Origin of the sequence: Bartonella sp. AP258QHHD (assembly GCF_042196145.1) — a bacterium.
Classification (GTDB): domain Bacteria; phylum Pseudomonadota; class Alphaproteobacteria; order Rhizobiales; family Rhizobiaceae; genus Bartonella.
The window spans coordinates 92,651-106,985 of the sequence record NZ_JBHIPR010000014.1 but is presented as its reverse complement, the minus strand read 5'-3'; the positions used below and the strand labels follow the sequence as shown (position 1 = coordinate 106,985).

The window sequence follows — 14,335 nt, the reverse complement described above, 5'->3', positions numbered from 1 at the left end:
CATGAATGACACATGTGACGCCTTTCTCCAATCCTTTTCTTTTAGGGTTTGAAACCGTAGAAAAAATATTGCAACGTATCGGTAAAGCTGATGAGGCTTACCCAGCCTATAATATTGAACGTTTGCATAAAAGTGATGATGCAAATCATATCCGGATAACTTTGGCTGTTGCTGGATTTAAGATTAACCATCTTAATATTTTACTCGATGATAATCAATTGGTTATTCATGGTAAACAAACAGACAACCAAAATCATCAATATTTATATCGCGGTATAGCTGCGCGACAATTCCAGCGAACCTTTGTTCTCGCGGAAGGGATGCATGTTACAAATGCAGAGTTGAAAAATGGTCTTTTATCAATTAATCTGTATCAACCAAAATTAAAAAAAGAAATAAAACAGATTCCAATTAAAGTCAGTAGTGGTGAGTCATAAAAGTTAAGGCGTAAAGGAACAGTGAAATGGGAGAACACAAACAAAACTTGTCGTTTCAGAACACATCCTACTCTGATGCGGGACAGATTGCCTATTTAAAAAAAGTTTGTACAGATGATCTGGCTAAAAACTTTCCAGATCTTCCACCAATGACCCCAGGCATTACGATATGGGCTCTCTTTGGTGAAACAGGTTATCCTATCATTTTATCCGATGAGCGTTCTATCGCCCTTGCTGGAGCCAATGAGCATGAACTACAAATTGTAACTCTGCACTAGATTACCTTACGAGAAAAAGCTGTACTCTTTATAAATTCTATCTGTTTTTTCGTAAAGGGTGTAATGTGAGTTATAATTAGATTAAGTATTGATTTATATTCATAATTAATTTTTTACAACTGGAATGAGAGTCCCGAATATCATAAGGTTCTCTCATTTGAGATCTTCTTATATTGAAACAATTAAAGTCACTTGCTTGATGTCATAAGCAGGGAGAGCCATGTGGATAAAAACACTTGAAGAAAGGAATAAAAATATCTCTTTTTAATTGTCTCAATTACCAAGGACGTTCACGATATGGGGATAAAAAAATGTATGATGGTGTCATTTTTCTTCTTCATAAGTGTGAAGATGTCCCTTATAGATTTATATTATTCACGGGGGCTGTTATACCATTCATAGGCGCTATCGTGAAATGGGCTCGAGTGCATTGAAAGATGTCTCTTTAAAATGAGTATAAAGGCTATACAAGTGTATTTTGTTTGGTGTGTTTTGTTCTTCCTGAGGGGAGTAGCTCTATTGAAGAGTGTAAAAACAAAAGCATGAGATAATGCGTCATCATTATTTAAAAGATATTTTTATGAATGCGTTTGAAAGGTGTAAAGCTGAATTATAAGGAGATGATAGATTTTTATCACGATTTCTTTATATTCTTTCCAATTCCAGAAATTACGCAAACAGATAGATGCAATATGCTAACCAAATCTGGCATACAAAAATCTGGAACAGTTCGTGTTATACTGAAGCGTTTTGATATTTATCTCAAACGTGGACTTGCACAGGGATTAGATGTTGACTAACAGGTAATAAAAAACAAAGGCTTTATGAAAAAGTTTATGCAGAGCTTTTAATTTTGTGCTTCAAATGCCGCAGTACAAGGTATTTTTCTCTTTTGAATATTAAAGCTCTTGTTTTTATAATGAAGTTACAGCACAACAAGCAAAATGGAATTATTTGAGGGGAAAAAAATAATGCCTTCTTACCGTTCAAGAATATCAACCCACGGGCGTAATATGGCAGGAGCCCGCGGACTTTGGCGTGCAACAGGGATGAAAGATACTGATTTTGGTAAACCCATTATTGCGATTGCGAATTCTTTTACACAATTTGTACCAGGGCATGTTCATTTAAAAGATCTTGGGCAATTAGTCGCACAACAGATAGCAGTTGCCGGTGGTGTTGCGAAAGAATTTAATACCATTGCTGTAGATGATGGAATTGCGATGGGGCACGATGGAATGCTCTATTCGTTGCCCTCACGTGAAATCATTGCTGATTCTGTAGAGTATATGGTTAATGCACACTGTGCAGATGCACTTGTTTGTATTTCTAATTGTGACAAAATTACACCTGGTATGTTAATGGCTGCTTTACGGTTGAATATTCCGACAATCTTTGTTTCAGGCGGTCCTATGGAAGCAGGTAAGATTAAATGGAAGGATCAAGATCTAACGGTTGATTTGGTCGATGCCATGGTTGCAGCAGCTTCAGAACAAAATTCAGAAGAAGAAGTTGCTGAAATGGAGCGTGCTGCTTGTCCTACATGTGGTTCTTGTTCAGGAATGTTTACGGCCAATTCTATGAATTGCTTAACGGAAGCATTGGGGCTTTCTCTTCCCGGAAATGGATCAATGTTAGCAACACATGCAGATCGACGAATGCTTTTTGAAGAAGCTGGAAAACAGATTGTTGCATTGGTTAAACGTTATTATGAAGAAGATGATGAAACAGTTTTGCCGCGCTCTATTGCTTCACGCAAGGCTTTTGAAAATGCAATGACCGTTGATATTGCCATGGGGGGATCAACCAATACAGTACTGCATCTTTTAGCTGCAGCGCAAGAAGGTGAGGTGGATTTTACCATGACGGATATTGATCATCTTTCACGTTGTGTTCCTGTTTTATGTAAGGTTGCTCCTGCTGTTGCAAATGTACATATGGAAGATGTTCATCGCGCTGGTGGTATTATGGGGCTTTTAGGTGAACTGGATGCGGCAGGACTCATTGATACATCAACTTATACGGTTCACGCAAAAACAATGAAAGAAGCTCTTTACCGCTGGGATGTAAAGCAAACTAATGAGCCAACAGTTCATGCATTTTATCGTGCCGCTCCAGGTGGTATTCCAACACAGACAGCTTTTAGTCAATCTTGTCGCTATGAGACCCTTGACCTTGATCGTGAAAAAGGTGTGATTCGCGATAGGGAACACGCATATTCACAAGATGGAGGATTGGCAGTTCTTTATGGGAATCTTGCAAAAGATGGCTGCATTGTAAAAACAGCAGGCGTTGATCAATCAATTTTAACTTTTAAAGGTCCGGCAAGAATTTTTGAAAGCCAAGATTCAGCTGTTTCAGCTATATTAACTGATAAGATTAAAACAGGTGAAATTGTTTTAATCCGTTATGAAGGCCCACGTGGTGGACCTGGAATGCAAGAAATGCTTTATCCAACGAGTTATCTCAAATCTAAAGGATTAGGCAAGGTTTGTGCACTTGTTACAGATGGACGTTTTTCAGGGGGAAGTTCAGGGCTCTCAATAGGACATATTTCACCAGAAGCTGCTGAAGGAGGAGAAATTGCGTTGGTGGAAGAGGGGGATATCATAGAAATTGATATTCCAAATCGTAGAATTCATATGTTGGTGGATGACGTTGAGATGAAGCAGCGCCGTTCTAAGATGGAAGCAAAAGGAAAAGGCGCTTGGCAACCGATTGAGAAGCGTCAGCGTAAAGTTTCAAAGGCTCTCAAAGCCTATGCAGCGATGACCACATCTGCTGCAAAGGGTGCAGTACGTAATATTTGATGAGTTGAATAGAGATAGTGCTCTGATTTTTTGCATCTTTTGCACGATATTCTAAGCTAATTATTTTATGAGTTTATGAACTTATCAGAATATTTCGAGTCATGATGAGTATGATTAAAAAGCTATCAATACAACTAAAAACTGCGGTAGATTGCTTATTTTAGCAGCTATGTAAGACAGATACAGTATAATTACTTTTCATATCATATTCCAATCTTATATGAGATTATGATTTCTTATTACTCATAATTTATGAAAGATATTTATTGTACTGGTGGCATTATCTTGTTGTACCGTAAAAACACTGTCATTTAGAGCTGTGATATACGGCATCTTCCTTAAATATTAAGTGTGTTTTTAGTGTGTGGTGAATATTCTTAGACTTGTTTGTAAAGCTTTGAGTTTAAGAGAAGCACATGATTAGGAAGTCAAGGAAAATCCGTTAGAAGCTGGACTATTTGCAGACTTTATTCGAATGAAAATCCTTATCCATTAAGGTGTGGGAAGGAGTTGAAGGATGTTTATGAAAATAAAGTACAGCTGTGATATATCTGATTATATGTTTCATATGAAAACAGTAAAAGAGCTCTTTATAACTTAAAATGTGAAGAAAATACGAGACCCATTATCTATGAATTTATTATGCAAAATGGGATGGCATTCCAACACCAACAGCTTTAAACTAGAAATGTTGCTATGATAACAATAATATCGATCGTGAAAAAGCATAATTCACTAAATATGGCGTATTTGCAAGGTGGAGGAGATTTCATGACAATCTTTACAAAAAACGACTATCTTGTAAAAATAGTCGATCTTGACCAATTTTTTGTATAAGAGCCAATATTAATCTAAGGGAATATGAAATATAATGCATAGGGTTTTGCCTATAGGCAATTACACTTATCAAAATATATTATGTAGAAAAGCGATGGGAATACGATAAATAACTGTTTATGCTGTGGTATATCAAAAATGGTTACGTTATCTCCTATTAAGAAGGTTTTTTAATAAAAAATAACATCTGTTTTCTATAAAGGGTTACTCTTTTCAAGCTGTTTGAGGTGGTAAATTGCTTCTAAAGCTTGTTTAGGAGAGAGTTCATCGGGATGAATATTTTTTAAAGCTTCGTGAAGTATACAATGTTTGTTTTTTGCTTCATTGACGGGAGATGTTGCTTTAAGAGAAAAGAGTGGTAAATCATCAATGAGTTTATGTCCTTTTCCAGCCATTTCGCCTTGTTCTAATTGATGGAGTACATCTGTTGCTCGTGTAATAACGGCTGGGGGAAGTCCAGCAAGCTTTGCGACTTGTACACCATAGGAACGGTCAGCGGCTCCTGGTGTGACCTCATGAAGAAAAACTACATCACCATCCCAATTTTTGACTTTCATGGTTACATTATGCAGTCTGTCAAGTTTTTCGGTAAGTGCAGTCATTTCATGAAAATGGGTAGCAAGAATAGCACGACAATGGTTAACTTCATGGAGATATTCAACAGCAGCCCAAGCAATAGAAAGTCCATCAAAGGTTGATGTTCCACGTCCTATTTCATCAAGAATAACAAGGGAATGGTGGCTAGCATGATTGAGAATCGTTGCTGTTTCAACCATTTCCATCATAAAGGTTGAGCGCCCTCGTGCAAGATCATCGGAAGCCCCAACGCGACTAAATAGGCGATCAACGACACCAATATGTGCTGAAGTTGCTGGAACGAAGGACCCCATTTGCGCCATAATAGCAATAAGAGCATTTTGCCGCAAAAAAGTTGATTTTCCTCCCATATTAGGCCCTGTCAACAGCCAGATTGCTGCATATTGCTGATTTTCTTGCACAGAGAGATCACAATTATTGGCAATAAAAGGTTCTGCTGCTTGTTTGCGGAGTGCTTGCTCGACGACAGGATGGCGTCCTGCTGTAATGCGAAAGGTAAGTGAAAGATCAATTTTAGGGCGGCAATATCCTTGTTCTTCAGCAAGATATGCTAAAGCGACAGAGACATCTAAAATAGCAAGTGCTTCAGAGGCTTTACGAATAAAATCAACTTGTTTGGTAATTTCATGAACGAGAATATCAAAAATCTCTAGTTCAAGTGTCAATGCGTGATTGGCAGCATGGGCAATACGGCTTTCAAGGTCAGCGAGCTCTGTTGTCGTAAAACGCATAGCGTTTGCCATTGTTTGCCGATGAATAAAACGTGCTTTAGCTTGTGGATTATTTGTAAGGGAAGATGCTTGTGTGCTGGTTACTTCAATGAAATAACCTAGAATATTATTATGCTTTATTTTAAGCGTCTTAATATCTGTTTCTTGGGCATATTGCGCTTGAAGTTCAGCAATGACACGGCGAGATTCATCACGTAAAGCACGCATTTCATCGAGCTCTTTATGATAATTAGAACGAATAAAACCACCATCACGTTTAAGGAGTGGGAGATCATCAGCTAATGCCTGTTCTAAATGAAAGTATAACGCTGTGGGTAATTTTGAGAACACCTGTTGTACATCACTTATTTCTTGAGGCAGAAGCTCATTATCAAGAAGTTGATGCAATTCACGAATGATTTCAAAGCCACGCTGGATTGTCGCCATATCACGGGGACCTCCTCGTCCAAGAGCCAAACGTGAAACGGCGCGGGGCATATCTGGTCCCCCCTTTAAAATAAGCTTTATCGCTTCTGCAAGAGAAGGATTACGTAGAAAAAAATCGATAGAATCCAAACGCGTATCAATAGCTGAAGGAGTTGTGAGGGGAGCAATAAGGCGGTCAATAAGAAGGCGTGATCCTCCTCCTGTTACAGTGCGATCAATAGCTTTTAATAAACTTCCATCCCGTTGACCTGATGTCGTACGAATAAGTTCAAGGCTTAGTCTGGTTGCAGCATCAATAAAAAGAGTTGCACTTTCATTTTGGCGCTCAGGCTGCATGAGGGGAGGGCGATGCGTGATTTGTGTTTTTTCGATATAACGAATAGCAGCTACAATTGCAGAGAGTTCACAGCGTGAATAATCGGCAACGCCTTCAAGAGTTGAGAGTTTAAAATAATTGCAAATATCGCGTTCAGCGGTGAGTGCGTCAAAGAGACAAGCAGGTTGAGGTGAAACGATACGATCAAGAACACTAAAAAGTGACTTGTGAGATTTATCATGAAAAAATGAATCAGAAACAATGATTTCTTGTGGATCCACACGCATAATATCTGCTAAAAGTTTTTCTTGGCGGCTCTCTGTTACACGAAATATGCCTGTTGAGATATCAATCCAAGAAAGAGCAAATTCCTCTCCATCGCTAGTTTTTATACGGGAAAGTGTCATCAAATAATTTGCGCGTGTTGGATCAAGGAGTTTTTCTTCTGTTATTGTTCCAGGTGTTACAAGACGAACAACATCACGCCGAACAACAGATTTTGAGCCACGTTTTTTTGCTTCAGCAGGATCTTCTATTTGTTCACAAACAGCAACTCGGTAACCACAAGCAATCAGTTTTTGTAAATAATCATCTGCAGCATGAACGGGAACACCACACATAGGAATATCTTGTCCTAAATGTTTTCCGCGTGCTGTGAGTGTGATTCCTAAAGCCTGAGCAGCTTCAATCGCATCATTAAAAAATAATTCATAAAAATCCCCCATTCGGTAAAAGAGAAGGGAATCATGATGGACGGCTTTGATTTCTATGTACTGCTCCATCATAGGTGTAAGACGTTCTTGAGAGGAAGCAGATGGGGAGGCAGGCTGTGGAATTAAATTATTTTTATGATTGTTTTTTTTATCCATTTGTACGAGGCCTGTTTCCTTTAAGTGAAGTTTTTACTCTTTTTTGTTTACTTCAATATCTATTTATCTCTAAATTGCAACGCATCATCAGATTTGCTAAGGCAAGAATAGCGATTTCTAATATATGAATCAAATTTAATGACTATACGCATTATCAAGCAAAATTTACACTGTTTTTGGAGAAAATAAAGTGAGATGAAAAAGAGCGAGCAAGATCAGAAAATGTCTCAAACTGTTTACAGTGCGAGCGAAAGAGAAGCTCTAGATTTTCATAGTCGTGGTCGACCAGGAAAGCTTGAGATTGTTGCAACAAAGTCTATGGCAACACAGCATGATTTAGCACTTGCTTATTCACCAGGTGTTGCCGTTCCAGTTAAGGCAATTGCTCAAAATCCAGCGCTAGCTTATGATTATACAGCAAAAGGCAATCTTGTTGCTGTTATTTCAAATGGTACAGCTATTTTAGGGTTAGGCAATTTAGGTGCACTTGCCTCTAAGCCGGTCATGGAAGGCAAAGCAGTGCTGTTTAAGCGTTTTGCGGATATTGATTCCATTGATTTAGAAATTGATATAAATGATACGGAAAGTTTTATCAATTTGGTGCGTCATTTAGAACCTTCTTTTGGTGGAATCAATCTTGAAGACATTAAGGCGCCAGAGTGCTTTATGATTGAAAGCCGCCTACGCGAGGTGATGAATATACCTGTTTTTCACGATGATCAACATGGTACAGCGATTATTGTTGCTGCGGGTGTTCTCAATGCTTTGACTTTAACAGGGCGCGATATGCAAAATACGCGGTTAGTCTGTAATGGTGCTGGTTCTGCTGGGATTGCTTGTATTGAACTGATTAAAGCAATGGGCTTTCGTTCTGAAAATATCATATTATGTGATACAAAGGGTGTGGTCTATGAAGGTCGTAAAGAGGGAATGAATCAGTGGAAATCTGCGCATGCTATTCAAACGGATAAACGTACGCTTATGGAAGCAATGGAAGGAGCAGATATATTTTTCGGGGTTTCTGCTAAAGGTGCTCTTACCCCTGAAATGGTAAAATCCATGGCGCCGCAGCCGATCATTTTTGCTATGGCCAATCCCGATCCAGAAATTACACCGGAAGAGGTTATGCAAGTGCGTCATGATGCTATTGTTGCAACAGGGCGTTCCGATTATCCAAATCAGATTAATAATGTTCTCTGTTTTCCTTATATATTTCGTGGTGCGCTTGATGTGCGTGCAACAGTTATTAATGAAGACATGAAGATTGCTGCGGCAAGGGCTCTTGCTAATTTAGCGCATGAGGAAGTACCTGACAGCGTTGCAGAAGCTTATCGTGGAAAGCGATTAAAATTTGGTCCTAATTATATCATTCCCGTTCCTTTTGATCCGCGTTTGTTCACAGTTGTTTCAATAGCGGTAGCAAAAGCAGCAATGGAAAGCGGTGTTGCACAAAAGAACATAGATGATTTAGAGGCCTATGAGCGTGATTTAAATGCGAGGCGTGATCCTACTTCTTCGATAATGCGTGGGGTTTATAACCATGTTCGTCAAGCGCCAAAACAAATTGTTTTTGCAGAAGGTGAAGAAGAACAAGTTATGCGGGCAGCCGTTTCTTATGTTCATCAAAAATTAGGACAAGCAATTTTGGTTGGTCGGGAAGAGCAAATAAGAGAAGCAGCTGTTATCGCTGGAATTGATTTGGAGCGTGAAGGTATTTCTATTATAAATGCCAAGCTTTCTTGCCGTACAGATGCTTATGCGAATTATCTTTATAAAAAGATGCAGCGTCAAGGCTGGCTGTTGCGTGACTGTCATCGTCGTATCAATAATGATCGCAATTATTTTGCTGCGTGTATGGTGGCACTAGGAGATGCTGATGCAATGGTTACAGGGGTGACACGCAATTATGAAACAGCGTTGATCGATATACGTCGGGCAATTGATGAAAAACCAAAAGAACGATTGATTGGTATTTCAATGGCCATTTGCCGTGGCCGAACTGTGTTTATTGCCGATACAGCTGTTTATGAAAATCCTAATGCTGAAGAATTTGCTGATATAGCGGAACAAACAGCTTCGTTTGTACGTGGATTTGGGTATCAACCACGGGTAGCATTTTTAGCATTTTCTACGTTTGGCTACATGAAAGGGCAGACGACGCAGCAAATTCAGGATGCAATTAATATTTTGCACGAACGCAAGGTTGATTTTGAGTTTGATGGAGAAATAAGCGCTGATGTGGCGCTCAATTCCAAATTGATGCAGCAATATCCATTTATGGGATTAACGGAGCCTGCTAACATTTTGGTTATGCCTGGATATCACGCATCTTCCATTGCAAGCAAAATGTTACAAGAACTCGGTGAAGCAACTATCATTGGTCCTATTTTAATTGGATTGGAAAAATCTGTCCAAATTGTACCGTTTAGTGGGAGCGATACAGATGTTGTCAATATTGCAATGCTTGCGGCTTATCATGCCGCAAAAGTCGTCTAAAGGAAAAAAGCCCCTAATATACCAATAATATATCAAGGGGCTTTTTGATAGCAAAAAAATAAATTTTTTAAGAGGGCTGTATTTGATTGTCTTTTTGCTCTTCAGAAAGACGCTTTTGGAAGAGTGCTGCAAAATCAATAGGATCAATCCACAAAGGTGGAAAACCACCACTTTGAGTAGCATCAGATATAATTTGGCGAGCAAATGGAAATAAAAGACGGGGACATTCAATAAAGACCAGTGGCATAACATGTTCTTGTGGAATGTTTTTAAGGTGGAAAACACCACCGTAAATAAGTTCTACATGAAATAAGGTTTCAGTTTCATCATTGGCTTTGACGGAGAGAGACAAAACGACATCATAATTGTCATCACCAATTGGGTTAGCATTGACGTTAATATTGATATCAATTTGTGGTGATTTTTCACGTGCACGTAATGAACGAGGAGCACCAGGGTTTTCGAATGATAAATCTTTTAAATATTGAGTTAATACAGCAAAAACCGGCTCTCCACCACTGTTATTCATTTCATCTTCGGCCATACGACAAACCTCTTCCATTATAATATGTATATTTATTTTAGATCTAAAGACCAGATTGGTTATCACGCCTTGCAAAAGGTTGCAAGAAATGCGCTCTTTATCTTGAATATTTTTTTAGTTTGTTACAGATTTTTTAGGTATTTCAATGGTTATCATCATTTTTGCGCCATGGAGATTCTGTCGTATCATGAATTGTGTAATCTTCTGCTTTTAGATCAATTATTTTTTCAGAGTCATTTTTTCTTTTAGTATTGGGATTCATTTTGTTTTTTAATGATGCAAAGAAATGCCAAGCAACAGAGCGAATTGGTTTAATAAGAAGTAATATTCCCAAGAGGTCAGTTACAAAGCCGGGAAGAATAAGTAAAATTGCACTAAACATGATGAAAGCATCATTAATAATATTATTCTCTAATGTGCGTCCTTGGATAAGTTCATTTTGTATATTTTTTAAGAGGCTAATCCCTTGAATTCGCAATAAAACAACCCCAACTATGGTTGTGAGAATAACCAAGCTCAAGGTTGCCAAAATACCAATTTCTTGACCAACAAAGATAAAACCAGCAATCTCGATTAAAAGAATGCAAAGAAAGATAACAACAAAAAAACGAGGATTTATAGAATAAAGTTTTATCACATGAAAGTTTCCTTCTAGATGAGTAGGGGGAGAAATTCTTAAGAGAACTCCGTTTAAATACAAAATCTATAAAAATATTTGAATGATAAGATTCCTTATTTTACATATTTATTGATAAATGGTATTGACTGCAATGTTTATTAGAGACTTAAGCTTTGGAGATTGATAGCGCCTATGGAATTTGACGTTATACTTGTCATAGCTCTTGTTGTTATGGTTGTTATTTTTGTGCAACTCCGTAATGTATTAGGGAAACGAATTGGGTTTGAAAAGCCACCCTTTGATCCTTATTCACGACGTTCTAAAAAACAAGTTGAAGCAGAAACGGCTGATAATATTGTTTCGTTCCCTCATCAGAAAAATTCACAAAAAGACGACTTTAGTGAAATTGATAAAATTTCACCGGAGGGGAGTGTTTTGAATAAAAATTTGCGGGAATTTCATAGAATTGATCCTCATTTTTCTCCTCAACTTTTTATAAAAGGTGCACAAATTGCGTATGAAATGATTGTAACAGCTTTTGCCAAAGGTGATCGCAATCAACTTAAAAGCTTGCTTTGTCAGGATGTTTTTGAGAGCTTTTGTATGGCTATTGAGCAACGAGAAAAAAATAAAGAAAGAATAGAATTCACTTTTGTTGGAATTAATAAGGCCGAATTTGTTGCGGCGGCAATACAAGAAAAAGATGAACTTTTAACGATACGTATTGTCAGTGAGATGATTTCTGTTACTTATAATGAACAGGGCGAGCGTATAGACGGTGATCCTGATGCTATTGTAGAAATCAGGGATATTTGGACTTTTGTTCGCAATAGTTTATCGTCAGATCCCAACTGGAAGCTTTTTGCTACAGAAAATGAAAATTAAAATACTTTTTGTTTTTCTTCCATAAGCATTCAATGATTTATGAGAAATTAAAATGTCCTCAAGTAAATGGAGACAAAAAAGAGATTTATTGGCTTCACAAGATCGTCTTTTATGGGAGATGGTTTGTCGTACGATAACACCGCTTCACGGTAAGATGCTCTCTTCTGCTTCAGAAACTATTGCAAATATTAATGATAAAAAACAGCCTGTAACTCAAATCTCCTCATTGTCTCAGGAAAATCAACAACCCTCGACAATTATTAAAAGAGAAAAGAGGTCAGTTACACAAGCACAAAAGATTCATTTCTTTGATCATGTTGCATATCGTAAAATTTCCCAAGGTCGTTGTCCTCTTGAGGCGCGTCTTGATCTCCATGGTTATATGCAGGAAGAAGCTTATTTTTTCTTAAAAAAATTTCTACAGTCCTCTCAGCAGAGAGGATTGCGTTATGTCCTTGTGATTACAGGAAAAGGACGATCCGTTGGGAGCGATGGAGCTTTGTATAGATTTGTTCCGTATTGGTTATCAACACCAGCTTTTCGATATTATGTCCACGCGTTTGAGCAAGCAGCGCGTCAGCATGGCGGAGAAGGTGCGCTTTATGTTTGGTTGCGCCGTTTTGTGTCGGGAGAAGGAAAGTGATGTTATTGTGGTCGCTCTAGATTTTATATTTATTTATACTTATAATTTATTGTTTTTGTATATTTCGTAAGAGCCTTGAATACAATATTCCCTTCTTTATAATTTTTTATAAAAAATTATAAAGATATTATTTTACATTCTACGTATTGCTTCACGCTTTTGTTTATCGCATTCTTTAACGGGGCACATCCCTCACGCAAAACAGAATGACATTGAATTGCATGTATTCACAGGCTTGTTTTAAAGAAACATCTCTCAACGCTCCCAAGCCTATTTTGCGACGGCATCCGTGAAGAGTATAATGATAAATCCATGAAGCACCCCCTATCTTTATACTTAATAAAAGGGCAATCTGGCATCATCGTACACTTTGCCATCTCCCAATGTTGCAACAACCCTTTAAGTCCTTGGCACTTGAAAGCATTTATAAGAGGCATGCCTTTCTTTAAGTGTTTTTAACTCTCCACAGTTCTCATCTCGCTCGTGACGCCCAAACAAAAGATTTTGATTGATTCAATATAAGAGGACTTAAAATGAGAGAGATATAAATGGATCTCATTCAGGTTGCAAAGCGATAAATTATTTTTATAAACCACAGCATTACTCTATTAAATACACGAAGCATAAAAACATGAGAAATTGAGAAACTAGCTTATTCAAAAGATGTCGCTATGGATAGTGTTAAAAGCAGTACAACTAAATTAAAGAAAATTGTGAAAATAAACAGGAATATAACTTTACAACACACAGCTGCGCAATAGCACCAAAAGATACAGTTTCGTTGAATAGTTTCATGAAGAAATTTTTTCATTCATTAAAAGCTCCATTAAATTTCTTTCTCATAATAATTCGATAATTAAAATTTAATAGCGAAGCGCAGAAGGCGTAGAATACGAGATTCAATTGAGGATATTACACTCTTATCCGACGTCTTTCAGATATTGGTTGAAATGCTAGCTTAGCATGAAAGGCACAATAGGGGCTATTTTCATCAGAATCTGCACCACAAAAATGAAAATCTGCTGATAATGGATCGCCAACCGGCCATCTACATGTATTTTCACTCAATTGTAGAAGATTAAGTTGACGTGATATAGGCACAACTACATTGGATTTTGTGGACATATCAACTTCTTTTACATCTTCCACTACAAATTCTGTCTTTAAAGCGGTTTCTTCAATACTTACAGATGATGTGTTTATTGGCGATACCGTGGATGTGTTGCGACGCACACGTGGAGATGATGGGCTGCTACTTCCCACGGGAGTTTTTTGCGCACGCGTGGTGCTTCCTTGTGCTGTCTTACCACGTCCTGGTAACTTTAATCGATGTACTTTGCCGATGACTGCATTTCTGCTGACCCCACCCAATTGAGCAGCAATTTGACTTGCACTTAACCCTTCACTCCAAAGCTTTTTAAGAAGCTCAACGCGTTCACATGTCCAACCCATACCAGCACTCCATTCCGATTACGTCACTAAGATGCTCTCCCCCGTTGCATCTTCAAATGTTTAAATAATGTTTTCATTACGCTGAATGAAAGAACTTTACACTCTACGTGAGCATAAAAAAATCATCCAACCTGTGGATTTACAAATCAAAACACATCATCTTGCTTATTATATTGTAAATTACAATATGCACTCACTCTATGACAAGAGTCTTTACCTCTTAAAGAGTTTATTTAGAATGTTTTCCCCAACTTGCAAATCAATCATAGGTTAAACTTTCACTTTTGTTTAAGGCTTTTTCCCAAAATGCTTATTTGTAGAACCTTCATTGACTTTTTTTCAATTGGTGTAATGATCTATTCTATAGGTGTAATCACTAATCGTAATGAAATGTT

At 37.8% G+C, this 14,335-nt stretch carries 11 protein-coding genes and 1 pseudogene; 7 read left to right on the top strand and 5 right to left on the bottom strand.

The window, feature by feature from the left end; all coding sequences use genetic code 11:
- Positions 1-5 precede the first annotated feature (5 nt).
- From ACFIMM_RS01475 to ilvD, 4 genes are all read left to right on the top strand, one after another.
- The gene (locus tag ACFIMM_RS01475; RefSeq protein WP_375612819.1) at positions 6-437 is read left to right on the top strand and encodes an Hsp20 family protein; all 432 of its coding nucleotides are present in this window, start codon (positions 6-8) and stop codon (positions 435-437) included.
- Between the two features lie 26 nt (positions 438-463).
- The gene (locus tag ACFIMM_RS01470) at positions 464-715 is read left to right on the top strand and encodes a DUF1150 domain-containing protein (protein ID WP_012754519.1); all 252 of its coding nucleotides are present in this window, start codon (positions 464-466) and stop codon (positions 713-715) included.
- Positions 716-1,335: 620 nt separating this feature from the next.
- On the top strand, positions 1,336-1,515 hold the full coding sequence (locus ACFIMM_RS01465; protein ID WP_375681106.1) for a hypothetical protein: 180 nt from the start codon (positions 1,336-1,338) through the stop codon (positions 1,513-1,515).
- A 171-nt stretch (positions 1,516-1,686) separates the two neighbouring features.
- A complete protein-coding gene (ilvD, locus tag ACFIMM_RS01460; protein WP_375611414.1) occupies positions 1,687-3,525 on the top strand; it encodes a dihydroxy-acid dehydratase in 1,839 nt (612 codons plus the stop codon).
- 1,031 nt (positions 3,526-4,556) lie between these two features.
- Here ilvD and mutS read toward each other — a convergent pair.
- A complete protein-coding gene (mutS, locus tag ACFIMM_RS01455; RefSeq protein WP_375680929.1) occupies positions 4,557-7,301 on the bottom strand; it encodes a DNA mismatch repair protein MutS in 2,745 nt (914 codons plus the stop codon).
- A 195-nt stretch (positions 7,302-7,496) separates the two neighbouring features.
- On the opposite strand from mutS, the gene ACFIMM_RS01450 reads away from it, so the two are divergent.
- Positions 7,497-9,797 carry an NADP-dependent malic enzyme gene (locus ACFIMM_RS01450; protein ID WP_375682586.1) on the top strand — a complete coding sequence of 767 codons (2,301 nt, stop codon included), beginning with the start codon at positions 7,497-7,499 and terminating at the stop codon, positions 9,795-9,797.
- A 67-nt stretch (positions 9,798-9,864) separates the two neighbouring features.
- On the opposite strand, the gene secB is transcribed toward ACFIMM_RS01450, so the two are convergent.
- Together secB and ACFIMM_RS01440 are read right to left on the bottom strand one after the other, a co-directional pair.
- Positions 9,865-10,341, bottom strand: a complete 477-nt coding sequence (gene secB, locus ACFIMM_RS01445; protein WP_375611417.1) for a protein-export chaperone SecB — start codon at positions 10,339-10,341, stop codon at positions 9,865-9,867.
- 142 nt (positions 10,342-10,483) lie between these two features.
- Positions 10,484-10,978 carry an FxsA family protein gene (locus tag ACFIMM_RS01440; protein WP_375612822.1) on the bottom strand — a complete coding sequence of 165 codons (495 nt, stop codon included), beginning with the start codon at positions 10,976-10,978 and terminating at the stop codon, positions 10,484-10,486.
- A 174-nt stretch (positions 10,979-11,152) separates the two neighbouring features.
- Here ACFIMM_RS01440 and ACFIMM_RS01435 point away from each other — a divergent pair, with 174 nt between their 5' ends.
- The gene (locus tag ACFIMM_RS01435) at positions 11,153-11,845 is read left to right on the top strand and encodes a Tim44/TimA family putative adaptor protein (RefSeq protein ID WP_375612823.1); all 693 of its coding nucleotides are present in this window, start codon (positions 11,153-11,155) and stop codon (positions 11,843-11,845) included.
- A 52-nt stretch (positions 11,846-11,897) separates the two neighbouring features.
- Positions 11,898-12,488, top strand: coding sequence for a Smr/MutS family protein (locus ACFIMM_RS01430; RefSeq protein ID WP_375611420.1), 591 nt, complete (start codon positions 11,898-11,900; stop codon positions 12,486-12,488).
- A 135-nt stretch (positions 12,489-12,623) separates the two neighbouring features.
- Here the strand turns inward: ACFIMM_RS01430 and ACFIMM_RS01425 are convergent.
- Positions 12,624-12,872 (bottom strand): annotated as a pseudogene (locus tag ACFIMM_RS01425) (Arm DNA-binding domain-containing protein); the annotation flags it as partial.
- 528 nt (positions 12,873-13,400) lie between these two features.
- Positions 13,401-13,940 carry a GcrA family cell cycle regulator gene (locus ACFIMM_RS01420; RefSeq protein ID WP_375612825.1) on the bottom strand — a complete coding sequence of 180 codons (540 nt, stop codon included), beginning with the start codon at positions 13,938-13,940 and terminating at the stop codon, positions 13,401-13,403.
- Positions 13,941-14,335: the final 395 nt, after the last annotated feature.